The 21,687-nt window shown below is 40.4% G+C and carries 18 protein-coding genes; 2 read left to right on the top strand and 16 right to left on the bottom strand.

Annotation, left to right across the window (positions count from 1 at the left end; translation table 11 throughout):
* Complete coding sequence (locus ACS18Q_RS00790) at nt 1-759, top strand: ETEC_3214 domain-containing protein (RefSeq protein ID WP_158141217.1); 759 nt, start codon at nt 1-3, stop codon at nt 757-759.
* Between the two features lie 75 nt (nt 760-834).
* Here the strand turns inward: ACS18Q_RS00790 and ACS18Q_RS00785 are convergent, their stop codons facing one another.
* Nucleotides 835-2,154 (bottom strand): MBL fold metallo-hydrolase RNA specificity domain-containing protein, encoded by a 1,320-nt coding sequence (locus ACS18Q_RS00785; RefSeq protein WP_055467197.1) that lies wholly within the window; start codon nt 2,152-2,154, stop codon nt 835-837.
* Nucleotides 2,155-2,680: 526 nt separating this feature from the next.
* Between ACS18Q_RS00785 and wecA the strand changes: the two genes are divergently transcribed.
* A complete protein-coding gene (wecA, locus tag ACS18Q_RS00780) occupies nt 2,681-3,748 on the top strand; it encodes a UDP-N-acetylglucosamine--undecaprenyl-phosphate N-acetylglucosaminephosphotransferase (RefSeq protein ID WP_441257267.1) in 1,068 nt (355 codons plus the stop codon).
* Between the two features lie 323 nt (nt 3,749-4,071).
* Here wecA and ACS18Q_RS00775 read toward each other — a convergent pair whose 3' ends face one another.
* The 15 genes from ACS18Q_RS00775 to ACS18Q_RS00705 all read right to left on the bottom strand — a co-directional run bounded on the left by ACS18Q_RS00775 (nt 4,072) and on the right by ACS18Q_RS00705 (nt 21,609).
* Nucleotides 4,072-5,496 carry a phosphomannomutase gene (locus tag ACS18Q_RS00775; protein WP_441257266.1) on the bottom strand — a complete coding sequence of 475 codons (1,425 nt, stop codon included), beginning with the start codon at nt 5,494-5,496 and terminating at the stop codon, nt 4,072-4,074.
* A 31-nt stretch (nt 5,497-5,527) separates the two neighbouring features.
* Nucleotides 5,528-6,940 carry a mannose-1-phosphate guanylyltransferase/mannose-6-phosphate isomerase gene (locus ACS18Q_RS00770; protein WP_238819544.1) on the bottom strand — a complete coding sequence of 471 codons (1,413 nt, stop codon included), beginning with the start codon at nt 6,938-6,940 and terminating at the stop codon, nt 5,528-5,530.
* Nucleotides 6,940-8,046 (bottom strand): glycosyltransferase, encoded by a 1,107-nt coding sequence (locus ACS18Q_RS00765; RefSeq protein WP_238819543.1) that lies wholly within the window; start codon nt 8,044-8,046, stop codon nt 6,940-6,942. The genes ACS18Q_RS00770 and ACS18Q_RS00765 overlap by 1 nt, the downstream gene beginning before the upstream one ends.
* Nucleotides 8,024-9,091 carry a glycosyltransferase family 4 protein gene (locus tag ACS18Q_RS00760; protein WP_441257265.1) on the bottom strand — a complete coding sequence of 356 codons (1,068 nt, stop codon included), beginning with the start codon at nt 9,089-9,091 and terminating at the stop codon, nt 8,024-8,026. Before ACS18Q_RS00760 ends, ACS18Q_RS00765 begins: the two co-directional genes overlap by 23 nt.
* An 11-nt stretch (nt 9,092-9,102) precedes the next feature.
* Nucleotides 9,103-10,131 (bottom strand): EpsG family protein, encoded by a 1,029-nt coding sequence (locus ACS18Q_RS00755; RefSeq protein WP_441257264.1) that lies wholly within the window; start codon nt 10,129-10,131, stop codon nt 9,103-9,105.
* A gap of 123 nt (nt 10,132-10,254) precedes the next feature.
* Nucleotides 10,255-11,223, bottom strand: a complete 969-nt coding sequence (locus ACS18Q_RS00750) for a glycosyltransferase family 2 protein (protein WP_441257263.1) — start codon at nt 11,221-11,223, stop codon at nt 10,255-10,257.
* Complete coding sequence (locus ACS18Q_RS00745; RefSeq protein ID WP_441257262.1) at nt 11,223-12,329, bottom strand: glycosyltransferase; 1,107 nt, start codon at nt 12,327-12,329, stop codon at nt 11,223-11,225. Before ACS18Q_RS00745 ends, ACS18Q_RS00750 begins: the two co-directional genes overlap by 1 nt.
* On the bottom strand, nt 12,322-13,464 hold the full coding sequence (locus ACS18Q_RS00740) for a polysaccharide pyruvyl transferase family protein (protein ID WP_441257261.1): 1,143 nt from the start codon (nt 13,462-13,464) through the stop codon (nt 12,322-12,324). Before ACS18Q_RS00740 ends, ACS18Q_RS00745 begins: the two co-directional genes overlap by 8 nt.
* A gap of 1 nt (nt 13,465) precedes the next feature.
* Complete coding sequence (locus tag ACS18Q_RS00735; protein ID WP_238819537.1) at nt 13,466-14,545, bottom strand: nitroreductase family protein; 1,080 nt, start codon at nt 14,543-14,545, stop codon at nt 13,466-13,468.
* Entirely contained in the window at nt 14,542-15,867 is a 1,326-nt protein-coding gene (locus ACS18Q_RS00730; protein WP_441257260.1) for a flippase, read from the bottom strand. Before ACS18Q_RS00730 ends, ACS18Q_RS00735 begins: the two co-directional genes overlap by 4 nt.
* A 5-nt stretch (nt 15,868-15,872) precedes the next feature.
* Entirely contained in the window at nt 15,873-16,418 is a 546-nt protein-coding gene (rfbC, locus tag ACS18Q_RS00725; RefSeq protein ID WP_238819535.1) for a dTDP-4-dehydrorhamnose 3,5-epimerase, read from the bottom strand.
* Between the two features lie 8 nt (nt 16,419-16,426).
* The gene (gene rfbD, locus ACS18Q_RS00720; protein WP_441257259.1) at nt 16,427-17,299 is read right to left on the bottom strand and encodes a dTDP-4-dehydrorhamnose reductase; all 873 of its coding nucleotides are present in this window, start codon (nt 17,297-17,299) and stop codon (nt 16,427-16,429) included.
* A 12-nt stretch (nt 17,300-17,311) separates the two neighbouring features.
* Nucleotides 17,312-18,181, bottom strand: coding sequence for a glucose-1-phosphate thymidylyltransferase RfbA (gene rfbA / locus ACS18Q_RS00715; RefSeq protein WP_441257258.1), 870 nt, complete (start codon nt 18,179-18,181; stop codon nt 17,312-17,314).
* A 3-nt stretch (nt 18,182-18,184) separates the two neighbouring features.
* Nucleotides 18,185-19,249 carry a dTDP-glucose 4,6-dehydratase gene (gene rfbB / locus ACS18Q_RS00710; protein ID WP_143680615.1) on the bottom strand — a complete coding sequence of 355 codons (1,065 nt, stop codon included), beginning with the start codon at nt 19,247-19,249 and terminating at the stop codon, nt 18,185-18,187.
* Nucleotides 19,250-19,443: 194 nt separating this feature from the next.
* On the bottom strand, nt 19,444-21,609 hold the full coding sequence (locus ACS18Q_RS00705) for a polysaccharide biosynthesis tyrosine autokinase (protein WP_275723443.1): 2,166 nt from the start codon (nt 21,607-21,609) through the stop codon (nt 19,444-19,446).
* Between the last annotated feature and the right edge of the window lie 78 nt (nt 21,610-21,687).

The following is a 21,687-nucleotide window of genomic DNA, read 5'->3' as shown; positions in this document are numbered from 1 at the left end:
ATGTCAGACATCGAACACACTTTAGAACCCGCAGCGCCACCTCGTTCGCTCAAAGAGCAATGGGGACGATTGATTGCGCTGGTGTCTTTGGTTGCCATTGCGCTGGGCAGCTTTAACGACAGCACTGATGCGCTGGAAAAAATCTATGATTTTTCTCTGGCGCAGTTCACGGATATTCCCTCGCAGGACAAACTGAACTCGGTTTATGTGCGCGCCTCGGCCAGCGTGTTGGATGAACATCTCGGCGCGCCGGTTTACATCAAACGCTCTGGCGCGGGCGATGTGATCAAGTATTATCAGGACAGCCGCTTTGTGCTCTCTGCGGTGATTCAAGATGAGGCCATTGCTGCGTATCTGGTGTTCCCGACGCAAGGCTTTGTGCCCGATACGTCGAAATCGGCCGGTGGACTGGACTTACTCAGCACCCCGTTCAGCGCGCAAGAAGGTGTGACCGATTTGCGCGCGGCGCTGTCGCGTATGATCACCTATTACATTGAGGAAAACACCGCTGGCGATTTCAGTAATCTGTACACGTCAGTGAGTGGTTACTCCGAATTCGAGAATAGTCTGACCGAACAACAGCGCGCTCAGTTCACCACATTAACGGACGAACTGATGATGGGCGAAGACGTCACGCAATCGGCGCAAGCGCTGCGCCGGACCTTAACGCCCAACTTCTACGGCTACAGCACGCTGGGCTTATCGGCGCTGGAAGACGCGATTTTGACTAAATCTGAATTTCGTTTAATTCAGCCTTAACCCGTCCATCGGTGCTGAGTCAGCATTAAAAAAGCCGCCCATCGACAACTCGGTGCGGCTTTTTTCTCGGATCAATTATTCAACGACGGTGTAGCCTTTACCCCGCAGCAGCTCGGCAAAGGCCTGTTTAGCTTGTGGCTCACCATGAATCAAATGCACTTGTTTTGGCTTTTCATCGATGCCTTCCACAAAGGCCAGCAGGTCATCCTGATCGGCGTGCGCGGAATACCCCGACATCACATGAATTTGGGCGTTCACGTCGATCGCTTCTCCCTCAATCATGACCACTTTCTCACCCTGCTGAATCGCGCGCCCTAACGTACCTTCTGCCTGAAAACCCGCAAAGATGATGTCCGTGCGAGCATCCGGCAGCAGCGCTTTGAGGTAATCCACAATCCGCCCGCCTTCGCACATGCCGGAGGCGGCGACCACAATCGCCGCTTCACCGGTTGACGAGAGGCGATTAACCAATGCTTGGTGCGAACGGTAATCCTGGACCAACACACATTGCTCAAACGCCAGCGGATGGCGGTTCATTGCCAAACGTTCTTTCGCTTCGTCACCCCACAGCTGTTTATAGCGACGATACGATTCCGTCACCTTTTGCGCCATCGGAGAATCGAGCAAAATCGGTAAATCGACGTTGATTTGATGCTCATACACCAACTGCTCGATATCAAACAACACTTCTTGCGTGCGGCCAACACTGAAGGCCGGGATCAGAATCGTGCCGCCATCGGCCAGCGACCGGTCGATGATTTCACGCAGTTTACTGGCGCGCACGTCCACGCCATCGTGGTGTGTATCGCCATAGGTAGTTTCGATCACTAGGTAATCGGCATGCATTGGCGGCACCGGATCCGGCAACAGCGGCGTGCAACTCGGCCCTAAGTCTCCGGAAAAGACGATCACTTCTTGGTTCGGCATTTGGATTTCAACGTACGCCGAACCGAGAATGTGCCCCGCAGGCACAAACTGACACTGCAACATCACGCCGGAGTCAGATTCAATTCGAAAAGGCTGCTCGTAATCGATGGGTTCAATCAGATGGTCAATCTTGTCTAACACCACCTCTCGCTGCGCACGCGAGAAGCCCGATTGCAGCTTCATGGCGTCATCCAACATCAGCGGCACAAGCTCCGCGGTTGCCGGCGTGCAGTAAATCGGCGCAGTGAAACCTGAAGCAATCAACCACGGCAAGCGGCCAATATGGTCGATGTGGGCATGAGTGAGAATGAGCGCTTGAATGTGATCAATGGGAAAATCTGGCTCGACATCCTGAGTATCTTGGCCTTGGAACATGCCACAATCGATAAAAATCGCCAGATCATCCACCACCAGTTCATGACACGAACCAGTGACCGTCTGTTTTCCACCATGATGAATGAGTTGCATGAGGTGTTCCTTTTGTTTCGAAGAGCGACACAACTAGCATATCGTCAATCGAAATCAGAAAACCGGAGTACCAAAGCAGTTTGAGACGCTGTTCAAAGCATACCTACCCTATTTCGACACGATCAAATGGCGAGCGCTGCACATCAGGCCTCTACGAGTTGGCACCAACCCTCGATTCCATCACAGCGTGCACTTTGCGTTGTCATTCTGTTTTACCCGTCATATTCGTCGTTATGCCAAGAATGGCTTGAACATTGATTGTTGAAACCAATAAATATAAAGATTAAAAATGTGACAAAAGACTCACTTGATATGTAAGAAAATGCAATGAACTCAGTTTAGATAACTATATAGCGACAATCTTAATTTTGGGAATGTGCATAGACTCTTTTGTTATTAAACCACACATATTAGCAATATAAATATTAGTTTATCATTTTGATTCACAACAAGAAAAACACAGATGAGTAATAAAAACCATACGTACGACCAGATGGACAAACGTAACGGATTAAATGGCTAGATTATGGTTTTGGAACTCACATTCATCTTCTTCAGTGCTTTTGCAATACTCTTTTTATTGCGAAAAGTAGCAAAGCAAATAGGTTTAGTTGATAAACCCAATGCACGCAAACTACACCAAGGCGCAGTCCCTTTAGTTGGAGGGATTTCTACGAGCATCGTTTTAGCTCAGTTCCTCACGTTTCGCCCGGATATAATTCAATACAGCGAATTATTCGTCCTATCGATTGCAACACTGACCTTTGTCGGGGCGCTAGACGACAAATTTGATTTAAGCGTCAAAGTTCGAATCGCAATCCAAGCGGCTTTATCGGTCACGATGATGCAAGTTACAGGGATCGAACTGAACAGTTTAGGTAACCTATTTGGACTTGGTGATATTTACTTGGGCTGGTTCGGTATCGTTGTGACCGTTTTTGCTGTGATTGGAGCCATCAATGCTTTCAACATGGTCGATGGCATTGATGGGTTGCTTGGCGGCCTCTCAATCGTGACATTCGGTGCAATCGCTCTCCTTCTCAACGTAGACAGCCAACACGGCTTGGCTTACCTGTGCGTTGTGATTATCACGGCAATGTTGCCCTACATTTTCATGAACTTGGGTATTTTTGGGCGCGCAAGAAAAGTATTCATGGGAGATGCTGGCAGCATGATGATTGGCTTTACCGTCATTTGGTTGTTGCTTGGTGCAAGCCAAACCGGTGATAAAGCCTTAATGCGCCCGGTAACAGCCTTATGGCTGATCGCGGTACCATTGATGGATATGGCTGCAATAATGATTCGCCGTGTTCGTCGAGGCGACTCTCCGTTCAAACCAGACAGAGAACATCTGCATCATATTTTCCAACGACTAGGATTAAGTTCTAAGCAAACCCTCGTGGTAATATGTTCGATTGCGATTGGGTTTGCGGCATTCGGTATCTATGGCGAAGCCGCGAATATTAGCGAAGCAACCATGTTCTACACATTCATTGCCTGCTTCTTAATCTATTCCGCATTACTCAGCTATGTATGGCGTATTACCGCTTTCCTGCGTCGGAAGAATCCCAAGAGCGTGACCGTCACCTCTTAATAACCACATCCATATTGTTTATCAGCCAAGATAATGTATTTCTGTATATTATCTTGGTTGGTATCACCCCCCCAAATAATATACACATTCAATTCATATAAAATCATGAATAAATCAAACACATGATTACGACTATCTCAATGATAGATAATGCATAATTTTTAATTCATAATTATTCAACTTGTCGCGCTCAGTTCAATATTCTAAAGATGAGAAAAAAACAATTAGATAAAAAATAACCCCTTGAATAACAAGAGGTCATTTTTATCAACAAATCATTATTGGCCCAACATTAGTTTATCAGGCCGATAGGGATTCATTTATTATTCGATAGTCAGTGTTTGTATTTTGGACAACACATTATTCACGATAAAACCTGCGTTCTTGGCAGAAGACGATTCCGCATAGCATCTTAACTCAGGGGCGTTGCCTGACGGTCTCAAATGAATGATATCGCCATTGGCTAGTTCAAGCCTCAAGCCATCAAGTTCATTCATAGAAACAATCTTATCATCATATCCTAGCTGCTTCAGGAGCTGACTTTCGCGCCCTTTAGCCCAATTCAAAATGTCACGACTTCTCTCCGTTGGGAAATTTTGAATACGATCGCTTTCCGTAAATCGAGTGGACACCTGTTCAACTAGTGGTGCGATCCCCGCCTCTTGACCTGCACTCAGAACCATTAATGCAGGTAGAAGTGCATCACGAGTTGGTAATGCTTTTATACACTTATGATTGATGATGGCATCAGTACCTAAAAGGAACCCACCATTTGCTTCAAATCCCGCAACAGTAGAATATTGCTTTTCGAGGTTTTCGAATTCTGCAATAACGTATGGAGAACCGATTTTGGTCAATGCGACTTCAGAAAAAACACGAGAGGCTGCGATTGCAGAGTTACAGCTCACAGGTATCGCGACTGCATCGATCCCCATGTATTGTGCTGCAAGTAATCCCAATATATCACCTTTGAGCCATTCACCATTTTCTCCAGCGACAAGCGGTCTATCACCATCACCATCCGTAGAAAAAATGAAGTCTAATTGATATTGTGTCGACCATACTTTAGCTTTGCTTCTATCCGCCTCAGATACCGCCTCTGTATCGATAGGAACAAACTCATCACTACGTTCAAGCGATATCACTTCAGCACCTAAGGCCCCAAAGATCTCAGGGTAGAGATCGCGTCCGGCGCTAGAGTGTTCATAGATTCCAACTCGTTTTCCGCTCAAAAAAGCAGAATCAAATAGACTCGTGTAGCGCTCGATATATTGTTGGGCAGCTCGCGGGTCAGCAGATAACTGAGGAAGCTCATTCAATGTAGAGAATTCATAATCAGCAGCCAAAATCGCTTGTTCATCTGCTTTCGTGATCTCACCTTCCGGCGTATAGAACTTCAAGCCATTGCGATCAAAAGGAATGTGGCTACCGGTGACCATAATACAGGGGATATTCTCTTGCATTGCCGAATAGGCTAATGCTGGTGTAGGAACAACACCATAATATACAAACTCAATCCCTCTTTGCATCAAAGCAGCAACACATGACTGCGCGATAGCAGGGCTACTCGGCCGATTATCAATGGCAATAGCGACACGCCTAACATTGTATGAATGTTGAGCACTCTCGACAAATGCGTGAGTAAATGCAGCGCAAACATCTGGTGTAAATTGACTGACCAATCCTCTTGCGCCACTTGTACCAAATTGAATACCGGATTGTTGAATTATCTCTGACGTTAAAAGCACGTTTGTAACCTTAATTAACTTATATTTTAAATTAGTAACCTTCACCGGATGAAGAAAGCCTTGTTATATCATCCTCTTGTAAATACTGACCCGTTCTGACTTCAATAATCTCTAATGGAAGTTTACCTGGGTTTTCGAAACAATGCTGGACACCAACAGGGATATAAATAGATTCATTTTCTGCCACAATTTGGACTTCAGAACCTTTATGAACTTTTGCTGTTCCTGATACAACAACCCAATGCTCCGAACGATGATAATGCAGTTGCATTGCAGATTTATGCCCTGGCTTAACCGTCACCTTTTTCACATGATAACGTTCACCTTCAGCAATGTGATCATGCTTACCCCAAGGGCGATAGACTTCTCGGTGCTGTTGAAACTCAGTTCTGCCGTCAGCCTTTAAGTTGTCGACAATATGCTTTACATCTTGCACATGATCTTTATGGGCTACCAATAACGCGTCTTTTGTATCAACAATGACTAGATCTTTAACGCCAACTGAAGCGACCAAACGTTCTGGGGCGTTGATATAACAACCATGCGAATTATAAACAGAAACATCGCCACGAATAACGTTTTCGTTGGCATCCTTATCACTCACATCCCATAAAGAAGACCAAGCCCCTACATCACTCCAACCTGCGTCAAGAGGAACAACAACAGCCTCCTTGGTTCTTTCCATCACGGCATAATCGATCGAATCATCAGGACACAGCGCAAACGCCTTAGCATCGAGACGGACAAAGTCTAAATCAACCGAAGCGCCGATAAACGCCTGTTCAACAGCCGAAAGAATATCAGGGCGGAACTGTCTCAACTCTTCAAGATAATGAGAAGCTTTGAACATGAACATTCCGCTGTTCCAATAATATTCACCAGAGGTGACATACTTCTCTGCAACACTCAGATTTGGCTTTTCGACAAAGGATTCAACTAGATATGCATTGTCTTGTTCAACCCCCTCTCCCCGGCGAATATATCCATAGCCAGTTTCAGGTTTGGTAGGAACAATACCAAACGTAACCAATTTCCCATGATCTGCCAAACCTTTTGCTGACAGAACTGCATTGCGAAACGCTTGGGCATCTTTAATGAGATGGTCAGCTGCAAGTACTAATAGCAACGGGTCATCGCCACTTTTTAAAGCATGCAACGCAGCCAATGCTACAGCGGGGGCCGTATTTCGTCCAAAGGGTTCAAGTAAAATCCCTGAATGATCTAATCCAACCTTCCGTAATTGCTCCGCAACAAGAAAACGATGTTCCTCGTTACAGATCAAGGTTGCAGGCATGCAATCCAACCCGTCAAGACGAGTAATTGTTTCCTGCAACATCGTGAGATCGCTAACGAGCGACAGAAACTGTTTAGGGTAATGTGTTCGAGACATCGGCCAGAGGCGAGAACCAGAACCGCCCGCCATAATCACTGGTAAAATATTCATCACATAACCTCTTTATATAAATCTAACGTTGCTCTGGCCATTTTATCTCTTAGGAAATTTTCCTTAAAATAATCCAAAATATGTTCAGGTTCAAAATGATGGTTAGACACAACCTCATTAATGGCATTTGCCAACGCCTTTGCATCTTTAATGGGTACTATCTTCCCAGTGACATCATTTCGATTAACCCAATCAACACCTGAACCTTCGATATTCGTGGATATAACGGGTTTTCCAAAGCTCATCGCTTCTATTTGAACAACGCCAAATGCTTCAGAACGCTCAACGGAAGGTAAACAAAAAACATCACAAGCATCATAATATGAGCCTAGTTGATCATGTGGTATTTTACCTAATAAATAGACTTTATTTTCCAAACCGCTTTGGATTATTTTATTTCGAAACGATTCACTTAAGTCACCAACTCCACCAAGAAGAATAACAGCGTCATCTTGAATATATTTCGCAGATTCGATAAGAAAATCAAAACCTTTATAATAAATATGTCTACCTAAGGAAAAAACAATTTTTTTACCTTTGTAAGTTTCATGAATTCTTGATTTTACTTTCTCATCCACCTTCAAAGCATGCTCATTAATACCAATAGGAATAACTGATATTTTATCTTGAACTTTACTTAAATCCTTTGAATAACTTGCATATTTAGGGCTAGTCGCAATAACTTGACTACAGCGTTTCAGCAACCAGCTTTGCAGCGGTATAAATGGAATTTTTAAAAATTTTTGTTTGACGATATCACTGTGCCAATGAACAATTATTTTGGCATTTGTTCTTATAAAGAACAAACATAAAATGGCAAGGGGGTTAGGCAAATGAACATGAATAATGTCGTAATTATTCCTAATTTCTAGCCATTTTTTAATGAATAGTATAGAGAAATAAACACTGGAAAGATGGAAAAGACTAGCACACCTAAAAATACGAATACCGTCGATAACTTCTTCGGAACTCTGGTCATTTTCCGAAACACAAAGTACGTCAACATCAACGCCTTCTTCTTTCAATTTGACGGACAAATCATAAACAACCGTTTCGATCCCCCCCCAAAAAGGAGGATATAACTTACTCATTTGTAGTACTTTCATTAACGACTCTTTCTATTGAATATTTACTTTCAATTTTCTTCAATTCAGCTAAACGTGCTTTACCTTTAACCACCAACTCTTGACGTAAATTCACATCCTCCAATCCCTGTTTAATAGCAGTAGCCATTGACTCGATGGAATATGGGTCAAAATATAATACAGCATCTGCACACACTTCAGGCAAGCTTGCTATGTTAGAAACAATGCACGGACAAGACATACTCATGGCTTCTAATGGGGGGATTCCAAACCCTTCATATAAACTTGGGTAAGCAAATAAATGAGCATGTTGATAAAGACGTCTTAGCTCTTCGTCATCAACATACCCCAAAAAATGAATATGTGGGAAATCCACTGAAGGGTAATCAAATTTAAATGCTTTTCCGCTCCCGCCAACAACAACCAAGCTATATCCGTGCATTTTAGCCACATTAAATGCTTCAATAAATGATTTAATGTTTTTCCTTGGATCTAAAGAAGAAACAAGGAGAATATATTTACCATAGGAAATGCCCTGGGGCGCAGGTTCGCTATCATCTATTTCTGGCGAAATATTGTATACAACATCGATTCGGTCTTTAAGACGAGGATATTTTTTTAATATCTCTGTTTTTGAAAAGTTACTCACCGTAATGACACGTTGACAAGTTCTCGACAGCAAGGAGTATGCGAAACCATACCAAATACGATAAGGCAAACTAAACCATTTGGGATTTTCAACAAATGATAAATCGTGAACAGTAAAAATTGAATTATTATATAAAATTGGAGATAAGCCAGAAAAACTCATCAACAATGCATTCTTTTTCCGATACAGAAATAAAGGAAGCTCTATCTGCTCCCAAAAATGACCGGTTAATTTCCCCACATACACAAACTTCACATGTCCAGGAAGAAGGCTAGCATCCGCATTTTTGGGTAATAATACAGTTACATCGTGCGTCTTAGCTAATTTAGATAACTGTTGATGGCAAAATTTCTGAACACCGGTGATAGACTGAGACAAGAATCGACCATTAACAAATAATTCATGTGTTTTTTTCATATATTATCCCATCAATAGCCGCAAAATTTAATATCATATGAAGAAAGAAGAGAGCATTTATCGTGAACAATAGCGCTGACATCGACAGAATCAAAAAACCAACCTGTCCAAAAGAAATTATATTGACCTAACATCGCAAAATATACAGGGTTTAAGAATGGCTTCAATGCGAAAACTAACAATATAACGTTAACAGCAAATTTATTTACCTTACTTCGTTGTAAGAAGATAAACTCAAATGCATCATAAACATATACATAACCATAATAAGAGAATCTAAATACTATTGATATGGACTTTGACGTAATCACAAAAATTGAAGCAACGATGCTGACATAAACTTGAGGAGTTCTTGCTCGAATGGATAGTACACATATAGAAACAACTGCCAAGTTCAAAAACAATCCAAAGCTTAACAACCCAGAACTATCTGTTGAATATCCTGATAATTTATGGAAAATAAAAAAATCACCTAACAATGCTGCATTATTGATGACATAACCAGCGACCTCGACACCAGCAAAAGTTAACGCAGATAAAACAATAACTTTTACCTTAGGATAGTTAGAGGACATTAACTTATTAAGTGGGATAAAGAATAAGCATAATACAGCAGAAATATGAAATGCAGTTGCCAGCATTACATTGATATAAAATGATTTTTTATTATCATTTTTTAATGCAGAATAAGCTAGTAAAATAAATGAAATAGCAACTCCTTGCCTTAATTGCTCCATAAATTCCATAAAGCAAAAAATAGAAAACACGAAAAATAATGCGAAGTTAGGATTTACTTTCTCTTTTGAAAATACGTATATATTTCTACCTATGATACCAGCACATAAAACTACTACCCAGTGATATTCTAATCCTAGAGGTTTGACAATTGCGTAGAGAGCCATGAATAATGGTTCATATATCCACGTTTCCACACTGTAATACAAGAACTTATCATCAAAGTATGCCTTATATCTAATCCAGTCATATCCGTAACAGTAAGCTCCAGATAAAAATAAGAAAACCAAAAAATTACTTAACAAAAATATTCTTTTGTTACGTGAAAATGAGCAACAGAATAAGTAAATTGACAAGAAAACATAAAACATTTCAGATAATCCGATCTAGTATCATTTATTATTGATTGTTACCACTCAAACAATCAATTACAATTTACAACATCCGTTATTAATCATTATCTTAGCAACATTAATTGCCTTTTTAAATGACCTTCTTTTTATCCTATTAATAAAAACAATAATCATAGACAAATAAACAAAAATATAATATTTAGGGAAATATTTCTTCGTAATAATCAAACGGTTTCTAACTTGGTAGAAATCAGATACAACACTTCTTCCGGACTCCGTAGACCCACCTTCTTTATGGTAGACCCAGCTATCTGTAGCGATTGAAAATCTATAGCCTCTATTGGCTAATCGTTGGCAATAATCAAACTCTTCAAAATATAAAAAGTAATCTTCACTCAAAAGACCAACATCTTCCAAACAGGCACGAGTGATCAGCATTGACGCCCCAATCACATAATCAAGCTCTTTTTCAATAACACGCTCATCGAAAACTGTATCAGCTGGCTCACCTTCTGCAATATGTCGTGTGGTTGCCAATAATGGTTTATATTGTCCGCCAATCCCTTGTAGTTTATCCCGGTCGTGAAAATAAACCATTCTGGAACCACATAAGCCGATCTTATTGTCTGTAGATACTTTATTTGTGAGTGCTGATAATGCAGAAGGCTCTACGACAGTATCGTTATTCAGAATCCAAACGTGGCTCATATCGTTTTGATTCAACGCAAAACGTAACCCAACATTATTACCACCGGCAAAGCCTAAATTGCTTCCGGTTTGGATCAAATAAAAACCTTTTTTAGCCTGACTTGAAAATGAATCTAAATTAGATGAATCCAGATATTGATAATCTGCGTCAACAAGATATGGATGACTATCTTTTTTACTTTCATACCAATCGGTGATTCTTTTTACAGAATCGTTGGAAGAATTATTATCACAGACAACTATTTTATATTCATTATAGTTTAATTCAATTAATGAATCTAAACATGATAGTGTGTCTTTCCAACCATTCCAGTTTAATACAACAATATAAACCATTATTTCTCCCCCAACACCATTGACCAGCGCTTAGAGATATTAGGTAAACTATATAAATCGGCTACTTTCACCGATTCATTCTTACATTTTAATAAATATTCTCTATTGGTGTCGTAATATTTTATTTTTTCACACACAATGTCTATCATGCCATCTTCAGGAACTATATTTTCGCACAATATTTCATTATCACTTAAAATCGTATTCGGACCGACATGATCCGTGGCAATAGGCACAACGCCACAAGCCATTGCTTCAATGATCGCCATCCCAAATAGTTCTTCCCATTCGCTATTTTTCTTAGACATTTGCAATAGAATATCTGAAGAGCGGAATAACTCGGCAAGCTTATCACGATTGGCGACATATCCTATAAATTCCAAATTTTTCTGCTTTTCTGCCGCTTGCTTAAGCTCATCTTCTAGCTTGCCTTTACCGACAATATAAAATTTATTATTTGGTAAAGATTGAGCCAAAGAAATAATCTCACGGACACCTTTTTCTTCGACTAATCGTCCAACAAAAATCACATTAAGCTGTTTATGGTTGATATCGACATTAGAAAAATCATCGGTGATTTTAAAAATTTCGTTGTTAAAGCAATGGTATACAACTTGAATAATGTATTCCGGTACTGAAAAGTTTTCAATAAGTTGTCTTTTAACTTCAGGCGTCACAGCGGCAATATGATGGACAGACTTCCCAAGAAACTCTTTCCATACTTTTGTTAAATACTTTTCGAGACAGGGTATATTTTTAGGGTACTTGCTTCCATCCCAACTCAACCATGAGGTGTGATAGATTATTTTACTGTGTTTTAAGCAACGCTTTAACAAACAGATTCGCCAATCTAACGGAGCACAACCTAAAATAACAGTTTTACCCTTCAAAATTGAGGGAAACAAATAACAAAACAATAGATAGAAAAAATCAGAGAATGCCTTAAGCATTTTGCTAAATGAGCGCGATTTTAAGGCTCTGTAAACCAGTAGCGGTGTAGAGAACTCTCTATATTTTATAGAGCCTGCGTTTTTCACGAGAAAATCCTGAGCACCATAATAGTGCTCAGGCGCGCCAAACTCATGAATTACGATCACATTATTCATTGATTACGCTTTTTATTGTATTCCATGTTTCTAGACTTTTTTCTTTAATTTTATTTCCATTATCTACAATAGAAACTTCGTATGATGATTTTTGTTCTAAAATAGAATTAAAATAATTTTTATAGTCTGTTATGTCATCAGGATTTGATATTAACAGTGGAGACACATCATAGTCTTTATATAACTCTTCATACTTATGACTCCAACTTGTACCGATACAAGCCACACCTTGAGAAAGTGCAGATACGCACCCATGAAAACGAGAAGAAATTACAAAACTGGCTTGAGCGATAGCTGTCTTTATTTGCAAAGCATTATAGTTTTGAATGAGATTGATCTTACCATCATACTTATGACCTAGCTGGTCACAAATAACTCGGTCTGATTTACCTTCATGATTGATCACGGTAACTTTCATTCCTTTATCTAAAGCAGCTTCGATAAAATCTTCAAGAATACCTACGTATTTAGTCTTCCAGTTCTCATGACCACTTCTATGAGATATCATGTTAGAGTTTGGAATGATAATAACACTATTCTCATCTCTTACCTGATTCTCTACTTTGAGCAGGTTTGTGAAATCTGGGCCGATGACTAGATTTTTTTCATTACCAATGATGTCTTTCACGCCGTTATAGCTAGTCTCTTCCCTAGCAACAATTAGGTCTGCGTATTTAAAATTGTCTTGTACTAGTTTTCTACCGTCTTGTTTCTCAAAAGGGCCTAGCATTTGTGGCATGAAGATATATTTTTTCCCTTTTTCAGAAAAACGTTTTAATTGTGAACATGTTCTTTGCAGGCCACGGATAGGCCACTTGTCTCCATAGGCATATCCGCTTGCATCCAGAACGACACTTAACTTTGGTTCTAATACAATACCGTAAGTATTACACAACCAATTAATCAGCCTTTGAGGAATAAAATAAGTAAGACGATTAAGATCAAAACGACCAAAGCTAAAGCTAAAATATTGATATGCACCAAGCTCACAACGTTTTTCAAACGGAGATGCAGAGTTTGCAGTTAAAACAACTTTATAGTCGCCTAGAATATTTAAATTTTGAATAATAGTTCGCATCATAAGTTCTGCGCCTTTATTCTCAAAGTTAACACCCTTTACATAAACATATTTCATTCTAGACTTCCTTAATTAGTTCTTCTGAAGTTTTCTTTTCAGAGAATGGAATTAAACCATTTTCGTCAGGATAACCAACAGCAATCAGACACACAACTCTTTGATATGGTTCCAATTTTAAATAGTTGGAAAGAGCTTGATCCCTTGCTTTAATATCTGGCCAGTTCAATATACAGCCAGCTAATCCTAGTGTTTCAAATGCTAAGAGCATCTGCATCGTAGCTAAAGAAGAATCAATGTAAATAACATGGCGATCATGAGCACTATCAAAATAAGACAGGTCACCTACAACGGCAATGATTGACGGTATGTTGCTACAGAACCCAGCACTCCCCATCGCTAACGATGCGATATGCTGCGCTTTTTTTGCATCATTGGCGAAGTAAAAACTAAACGGTTGACGATTACAAGCAGACGGTGCTTGTGTAGCGGCATTGACCGCTTTATGAAGTAATTTTATATCAATAGGTTCTTGTTTAAACCAGCGTACTGATTTTCTTGCTTTGGTTAATTCATAAAAATCATCAAAACTAATATTGACTTGAGCTCTATTTTTATAATCAAAAGGAGTTTTAGATATTCCTTTTGATTCTGAAATATGCATTTCAGCATTATTTAAAAATAATTCTCTCGCTGCATTTATGATGTCACTTGTTTCGTCTGTCACTAACTCAAAATATTTTTCTAGAACAGATTGTCCCCATAAATATTGTTCATGAGACACTATAGTTCGGATCATTCGGTGTGACTGAACTAGTTCAAGGATATAAGCTTCAGCGAATTTACTTCTCAAAGGTCGCATAATCATCGCTTTCTCTAGGCGATGAACATTACGTCTATACAAGGACACATTTTTATTTGCACTATCAACAAATGATTGGCGTCCTTTTAAAACCGAATAGCTTTCACGTTCAAGTGCTCGATTAAACAAACAAAAGACCGCACTAGTAGGCTTAGTCATCGTAAATAACTTTGATAGACCAATGCCTAATTTAGATTTCATTTTATTTGCATGTTCATAATAAGCTTTGAGTTTATTTAAGCTCTTTTCACTTAATATTTTCTTGATAAGACCCTTCATTTAACCAACCACCAAAAAATATTGAAATTTATATTCGTCAAGTAACTTCTTGTCTTCTTAAAAAACAGTAACGAAAAATATGAAGAAAATGCGTATGAGATAATTGTTGCTATCGCTGCTCCATAATAATCATACGTAGGGATTAATATAATATTAAGCAAGACATTCACCACACCACCAAACAAATGCGTCAGCAAAGAATACTTAAACAAGTTCTCTACTATTAGCCACTTGCTAAATACAGCCCTAAAGTAGACAAAGAATGAGGCAAAAAGATGAATGAGAAGAACGAAATATGCATCTTTATACTCATGCCCGTATAAATAATATATAGCTGGATATGCAAAAATAATAGTTATAGCAAATATACCAACACAAACATAATTTAGCTTCTTAACCAAGCCATTAAGGTCATTATAATATGCACTTTCATCGACACTTTTAGACTTCATGATTTTAGGAAAGAATGAAGTTGCGATGGCTGCGGCAAAGAAATAACCCGACTCGGAAAACTTGGTCGCTACTGAATAGATAGAAACACTATCTAAACTTGATAATTCAGTTAACATCAAGACATCAACCCGAAGGTTAATCGTTTCTGCAACACCTGACAGTATCAATAACCCACCACCAGTAACCATTACTTTGGATGTCTGTATCACCCTATAAAATGTAATATCTTCTGATGAAGAAAAACTATTTTTATACTTTGACATAGACCAATATGCGATACATGCAAAGTAAGCTAGATATTCGCATGCTTGAAGTATAAGGGCTATATTCAAGGTAAGAAGATCATACATCCAAAAGTATATCTTTACACATAGAAAAAAACTTACAGTGAAAAATCTACATAATGATATAACTTGCGATGAACTAAACGCTTGATTGAGCGATTCAAATACTTGAAGCGAAAATAATATCAGAATACAAGAATAGGTAAAGTTAATCTTATTGAGTTCAAGTGTCTTACTATAATGGAACCATAAACATGCGAGTAGAATACATGCAACCCCTGCGAGCAATTTTAATATTAATCCAGATAATATTATAGTTGAGAGGTCTTTCTTCTTCTCGAGAATAAGTTTATTTAATAAACCATTTAGGCCAAATGCTGCTATTGGTAGTAGCAATGCAATACATGAAGTTATTGCGTTATAGTTACCAAATCCATCGATACCTAAACTTCTAGCAAGAAGAATTGACCAAACGAACGCAGAGACTATATTTATTACTCTATCAGAGATCATCCATAAAGAATTCAAGGCATAAACACTTCGTCCTTGTTTTATTGCCTTTAAATTAAATTTTTTACTAATCATTTTGATTATAGGTAGGTTGCATCAGACAAGAATAGACCTATATTATCTTTATTGGACAAGTAAGGACCATCCGTAATGGGCCAATCAATGTTTAACGATGCATCATCCCATTTTATTGACACTTCCGCACTTGGGTTATAATAGTCGGTGCACTTATAGACAAATTCAGCTTCATCACTAGTCACATAAAAACCATGGGCAAAGCCTGCCGGAATCCACAATTGGCGCTTGTTTTCAGCTGAAAGATATTCACCTACCCATTGCCCAAAGGTTGGTGAATCTTTGCGAATATCAACCGCAACATCAAATACTTCACCAGAAACCACACGTACGAGTTTTCCTTGGGTATTTTCTGTTTGGTAATGTAAACCGCGCAGGATCCCTTTTTTAGATTTTGAGTGGTTATCTTGTACAAACTGAGTTGGCTTGCCTGTTACTAATTCTTCAAACCGCGTTTGGTTCCACGTTTCCATGAAGAATCCACGTTCATCACCAAATACTGTTGGTTCAATGATTTTTACATCAGGGATTTTCGTATCAATAATTTTCATTGTGTCAATTACTTATAAGCTTGGATATTGTCTAAAGCCGCCTGCCAATCACTTGGTTGAATACCAAATTGATTTTCGATTTGCGAACAGTTTAATCGGGAGTTAGCAGGGCGTTTGGCTGGCGTTGGGTAAGCCGATGTTGGAATGGAAGATAGTCGCGGCTGTTTATCCAGCACACCATGTTGTACTGCCGATTGGAATATGGCTGACGCAAAATCAAACCAGCTTGCGTATGGCATGCCAGAGAAGTGATACACACCCCATTGAGGTTGTTTGCCATGCTCAATGGAATGCACCATTGTAATCAGCGCGTCAGCGATATCACCCGCATAGGTTGGGCCACCAAATTGGTCACCGACAATGCTCAGCTCATCGCGACTTTGCGCCAAACGCAGCATGGTTTTTACAAAGTTATTGCCATGCTCACCAAAAACCCAAGCGGTGCGCAGAATCAAATGCTCAGGACAAGCTTCAGCAACTGCTAGCTCCCCCGATAATTTGCTCTGCCCATAAACACCTTGCGGCCCAGTGCTATCACTTTCTTGGTAAGGCTTTTCACCCGTTCCATCAAACACATAATCGGTAGATATGTGTAGCATCACAGCGCCACACGCTTTAGCCGCTTGTGCTAGGTAATTTGGCCCATCGCGGTTAATCGCGTAGGAAAGCTCGATTTCTTGCTCAGCACGGTCCACAGCAGTATGTGCTGCCGCATTGATAATGTAATTAGGTTTAAATTCGGCCACCGTGTTTAGCACAGCTTCACGATTGGTAATATCTAGCCCTTCGTAATCTAATGCTAATACCTCAGCGCTTACTTTTAAACGCTCAGTCAGACAATGCCCTACTTGACCATTACATCCGGTAATTAAAATTTTCATTGTCGTTCCTGCTTACTTAATTAACGAATGTAGGTACTGACCATAACCATTTTTGAGCATAGGTTTTGCTATCAACTTCAATTCTTCATTGCTCAGCCAACCATTACGCCAAGCAATCTCTTCCAAGCAGGCCACTTTCAAACCTTGCACATTTTCAATGGTTTGTACAAAAGAAGACGCTTGATGTAGGCTTTCATGGGTACCCGTATCCAACCACGCAAAACCACGACCGAGTAGCTCTACATTCAGAGAACCATCATTGAGGTACATCTCATTTAGGGTGGTAATTTCAAGCTCACCACGTGCAGACGGTTTCACTTGTTTGGCCATTTCCACAACGCGTTTATCGTAGAAATACAAACCCGTTACTGCGTAGTTTGATTTCGGCTTAAGCGGTTTTTCCTCAATCGAGACGGCTTTCATATCTTGGTTAAATTCAACCACGCCAAAACGTTCCGGATCTTTTACCTGATAACCAAATACCGTTGCAATACCTTGAGAAGTCAGCTCGCAGGCACGTTTCAGTTGTTGGCCAAATGATTGACCATAAAAAATATTGTCGCCCAGTACCAAACAGGCAGAATCGTTACCAATAAACTCTTCACCGATGATAAACGCTTGTGCTAAGCCATCAGGGCTTGGCTGTACCGCGTATTGAAGGTTAATACCGAAATCGCTGCCATCACCGAGTAAACGTTTAAAGCTGTCGTTATCTTCAGGTGTAGTGATAATGAGAATGTCGCGAATCCCTGCCAACATCAACGTCGATAGCGGGTAATAAATCATTGGCTTGTCATAAACCGGTAGCAACTGCTTAGAGACACCACGAGTAATTGGATAAAGACGAGTACCAGAACCACCAGCGAGAATAATCCCTTTCATTCGTTATTCTCCAGTGCCTAAACGTTCCATACTGTAAGAACCGTCTAATACCCGACTCCACCAGGTTTTATTGTTTAAATACCATTCCACCGTTTTACGAATACCACTCTCAAACGTTTCCTGCGGCTTCCAGCCCAATTCCCGTTCAATTTTTGCAGCATCAATTGCATAACGAACGTCATGACCAGGGCGATCTTTCACATAGGTGATGAGATCTTTGTATAGATTGACGCCATCTGGCTTGTTGGGCACGAGCTCTTCGAGCAGTTCACAGATGGTACTGACAACCTCAATATTCGCCTTCTCATTGTGACCACCGATATTATATGTTTCACCCACTTTACCTTCAGTCACGACTTTGTAGAGTGCACGAGCGTGATCTTCGACAAAAAGCCAATCACGGATTTGCATCCCATTACCATAAACTGGCAAAGGCTTACCCGCCAATGCATTCAAAATCATCAACGGAATCAGTTTTTCTGGGAAATGGTAAGGTCCGTAGTTATTAGAACAGTTCGTTACGATCGTGGGTAGCCCGTATGTGCGCAGCCAAGCACGAACCAAATGGTCGCTTGATGCTTTGGAAGCAGAATAAGGACTTGATGGTTCATAAGATGTGGTTTCCGTGAAGAGATCATCTGTCCCTTCTAAATCGCCATAGACTTCATCTGTCGAGATATGATGGAAACGAAAAGCTTGTTTTGCACGCTCATCAAGTTGGTTCCAGTAGGCGCGAGCAGCCTCCAGCATGTTGTAGGTGCCAATGACGTTTGTTTGGATAAAGGCAGCAGGGCCATCAATGGAACGATCAACATGAGATTCTGCAGCTAAATGCATCACAGCATCAGGCTTGTGTTCGTTGAATACGCGGCTCAATGCTTCAAGATTCGTGATATCAACATGTTCGAAAACATAACGAGGATTCTCTTCTGCACCAGGCAAAGATTCCAGATTGCCTGCATAAGTAAGTGCATCGACATTGATGACACTATCTTTTGTCTTAGCAAGAATGTGTCGAATTACAGCGCTACCAATAAAACCTGCGCCACCGGTTACCAAAATTTTCACAATGAAAGCCTTTTAGGGTTTAACACTCTTTGCGCTACATTTTCATCTGTAGCCTTTGACGTTTTTGAAACACAAAAATGCCTCAGTCATCACGATGGTCTGAGACATTTTTGTGTATTGAGGAGAGATTTCACCTTTTAATCGAAACCTGCTGACCGGATTCATTCCCAAGTCAACTCAGGTACAGATATTTCTCAGTTATCACTTTTATAAGAGTAGTTGTAGTAACCATAACCATAATAACTAGACGCTTTTTTCTCTGTCGCGTTGAGAATCACACCTTTGACTTCGATTCCCGCCTGTTCAAAGCGATTGCGAGCAACGTCGATTTCTTTGATGGTATTCATACCGAAACGAGCAACGATAAGGGTAGTACCCGCTAAGGCCCCCACGATACTCGGATCCGTCACCGCCAAGACCGGAGGGGTATCAATAATGACCAAGTCGTAATGTTCGTTCGCCCATTCAACAAGCTCCTTGAAGCGAGGATGCATCAATAACTCTGAAGGATTAGGCGGAACTTGGCCACGCGTCATGATATCTAAATTATCAACTTGAGTGGTCTTAACAGCCTCTTTTAAGGATATTTTACCACTCAGCAGATCAGACAAACCGTTTTCCCAAGCTAATCCAAACGGTTGTTGTAAATAGCCTTTGCGCATATCTGCATCAATCAGCAATACCTTTTGACCCGTTTTAGCCGCTACCGCAGCAAAGTTAGTCGACACAAAGGATTTACCAATCCCCGGCGCTGGGCCAGAGATCATCAACACATTATTCTTGGCTTCCATCATGGCAAAGTGAAGGCTCGTGCGTAAACCACGTAACGCTTCGACGGAAAGGTCAGCGGGGTTGGATTCAGCAAGCAGCGTCATTTCTTGATTCTGTTTGCGATGACGCTTGAGTTTGTTAAACAATTCAAGCTGTAGGTTCGATTTCGGTACACTGGCATAAACTGAAAGGCCAATTTGCTCGATATCGTCCGGGTTTTCAACACCACGATGCAACGCTGCTTTTATCAGAACAAAAGCCACACTGAGCATACCACCGAGCAATGTTGCTAACACAGCAATCAATGCTTTCTTTGGCTTCACTGGTTTAGCGTATGACTCTGCTTGATCCAACACACGCACATTACCCACAGTACCCGCTTTAACTATTGAGAGTTCTTGAACTTTATTGAGAAGCTGAACATAGATTTGTTGGTTCACTTCCACATCACGTGTCATACGCAGCACTTCACGCTGCGTTTTCGGCATTTTCTGGATTTGCTGATTTAAACGATCTTTTTCTTTCAGGAGGGTTACTCGTTTATCCAACAATGAACGATATGCTGGGTGATCTTTGGTAAACCGCTGACTAATCTCACTTTCTTTGAACGTTAGTTCATTCAACTGAGCTTCCAGCTCGACCATCACTTTAAGAGTAGACTGCGCTTCCAACCCTAAATCAATCGAATCATTTTTTTGACGGAATGCATTTAAGGTGTCTTCAGCTTCTGTCAGACTTTGCTTTACATCAGGAAGGTTGTTTTTAAGAAACGCTAAACTTTTTTCCGCTTCTGCGGAATTACGTTCAACATTTTGTAGAAAGTAGTTTTGCGCGATATCATTCAAAATATCAGCAATATGCGTTTTTCGTTCTCCAGTAAAACTCAACTCCAGAATGCCGGTTTGCTTGCCTCGTTCACTTACTGAAAGATTTTGTTTCAACCATTCGATAGCCGCAAGTTTACTGCGTTTTGCAATCGTAAACTCAAAGCCCTTTTCTGCATCTATGTTAGTCACAAACAACTCATAACCATCTTTCTTAGAAAGATGACCGGCTACACCTTCAAACATTTCTCGACCATTGCGTAGAAACTGATAAGTTTGAGCTTGAGAATCGAGTACAGTAATTGAGTATTGCTCATCTTCATCTGCATATGAAGGAACAGTGAATCGACTAACGCTTATCGCTCGACTCTCTCCTCCTAGGCGAGCTAATCCTTTGCCCAATAGAGGGAAGTAATTAGGTTCAGTAACCGTTGTCAGGTTAAACTTATCAACCGTATCCCCTAAAATCATGCGTGATTTGATGATCTCAATTTCAGTCGTTGCCGACGATTCAGAAGAAAACAGCTCTCCCATATCACCAACTAGCGAACTAATACCCCCTGAGCTTTTCTGTTCAATCTGAATCAGTGCGTCGGCTTTATAAATTGGCGTAGAAAGTATGGCAACGGCCACCCCCAGCACAGCAAAAACAAAGGTCGTGATAATGATGATCCATTTGGCATCTAGTAGAATGCCAAAGAGTTTGCCTAAATCGATTTCATCTGATTGGCTATCGACTGAAGATCGGGTTGCTTGTGTTGTCATTGTATTGTCGTATCCTGGGAGCTTCAGAGAAAATTAAAAAATAAAAATCAGTGTGATGTCGCGATGGTATCAACGCTA

The organism is Vibrio sp. Vf1514 (assembly GCF_052076135.1).
Classification (GTDB): Bacteria; Pseudomonadota; Gammaproteobacteria; order Enterobacterales; family Vibrionaceae; genus Vibrio; species Vibrio furnissii.
This window is presented reverse-complemented; position numbering and strand designations above follow the sequence as displayed.

Excerpts from the sequence above, each read along its gene's own strand:
- ACS18Q_RS00790 (WP_158141217.1), top strand. The coding sequence starts at position 1 with ATGTCAGACATCGAACACACTTTAGAACCCGCAGCGCCACCTCGTTCG.
- ACS18Q_RS00785 (WP_055467197.1), bottom strand. The coding sequence starts at position 2,154 with ATGCAACTCATTCATCATGGTGGAAAACAGACGGTCACTGGTTCGTGT.
- wecA (WP_441257267.1), top strand. The coding sequence starts at position 2,681 with ATGGTTTTGGAACTCACATTCATCTTCTTCAGTGCTTTTGCAATACTC.
- ACS18Q_RS00770 (WP_238819544.1), bottom strand. The coding sequence starts at position 6,940 with ATGAATATTTTACCAGTGATTATGGCGGGCGGTTCTGGTTCTCGCCTC.
- ACS18Q_RS00765 (WP_238819543.1), bottom strand. The coding sequence starts at position 8,046 with ATGAAAGTACTACAAATGAGTAAGTTATATCCTCCTTTTTGGGGGGGG.
- ACS18Q_RS00760 (WP_441257265.1), bottom strand. The coding sequence starts at position 9,091 with ATGAAAAAAACACATGAATTATTTGTTAATGGTCGATTCTTGTCTCAG.
- ACS18Q_RS00750 (WP_441257263.1), bottom strand. The coding sequence starts at position 11,223 with ATGGTTTATATTGTTGTATTAAACTGGAATGGTTGGAAAGACACACTA.
- ACS18Q_RS00745 (WP_441257262.1), bottom strand. The coding sequence starts at position 12,329 with ATGAATAATGTGATCGTAATTCATGAGTTTGGCGCGCCTGAGCACTAT.
- ACS18Q_RS00740 (WP_441257261.1), bottom strand. The coding sequence starts at position 13,464 with ATGAAATATGTTTATGTAAAGGGTGTTAACTTTGAGAATAAAGGCGCA.
- ACS18Q_RS00735 (WP_238819537.1), bottom strand. The coding sequence starts at position 14,545 with ATGAAGGGTCTTATCAAGAAAATATTAAGTGAAAAGAGCTTAAATAAA.
- ACS18Q_RS00730 (WP_441257260.1), bottom strand. The coding sequence starts at position 15,867 with ATGATTAGTAAAAAATTTAATTTAAAGGCAATAAAACAAGGACGAAGT.
- rfbC (WP_238819535.1), bottom strand. The coding sequence starts at position 16,418 with ATGAAAATTATTGATACGAAAATCCCTGATGTAAAAATCATTGAACCA.
- rfbD (WP_441257259.1), bottom strand. The coding sequence starts at position 17,299 with ATGAAAATTTTAATTACCGGATGTAATGGTCAAGTAGGGCATTGTCTG.
- rfbA (WP_441257258.1), bottom strand. The coding sequence starts at position 18,181 with ATGAAAGGGATTATTCTCGCTGGTGGTTCTGGTACTCGTCTTTATCCA.
- ACS18Q_RS00705 (WP_275723443.1), bottom strand. The coding sequence starts at position 21,609 with ATGACAACACAAGCAACCCGATCTTCAGTCGATAGCCAATCAGATGAA.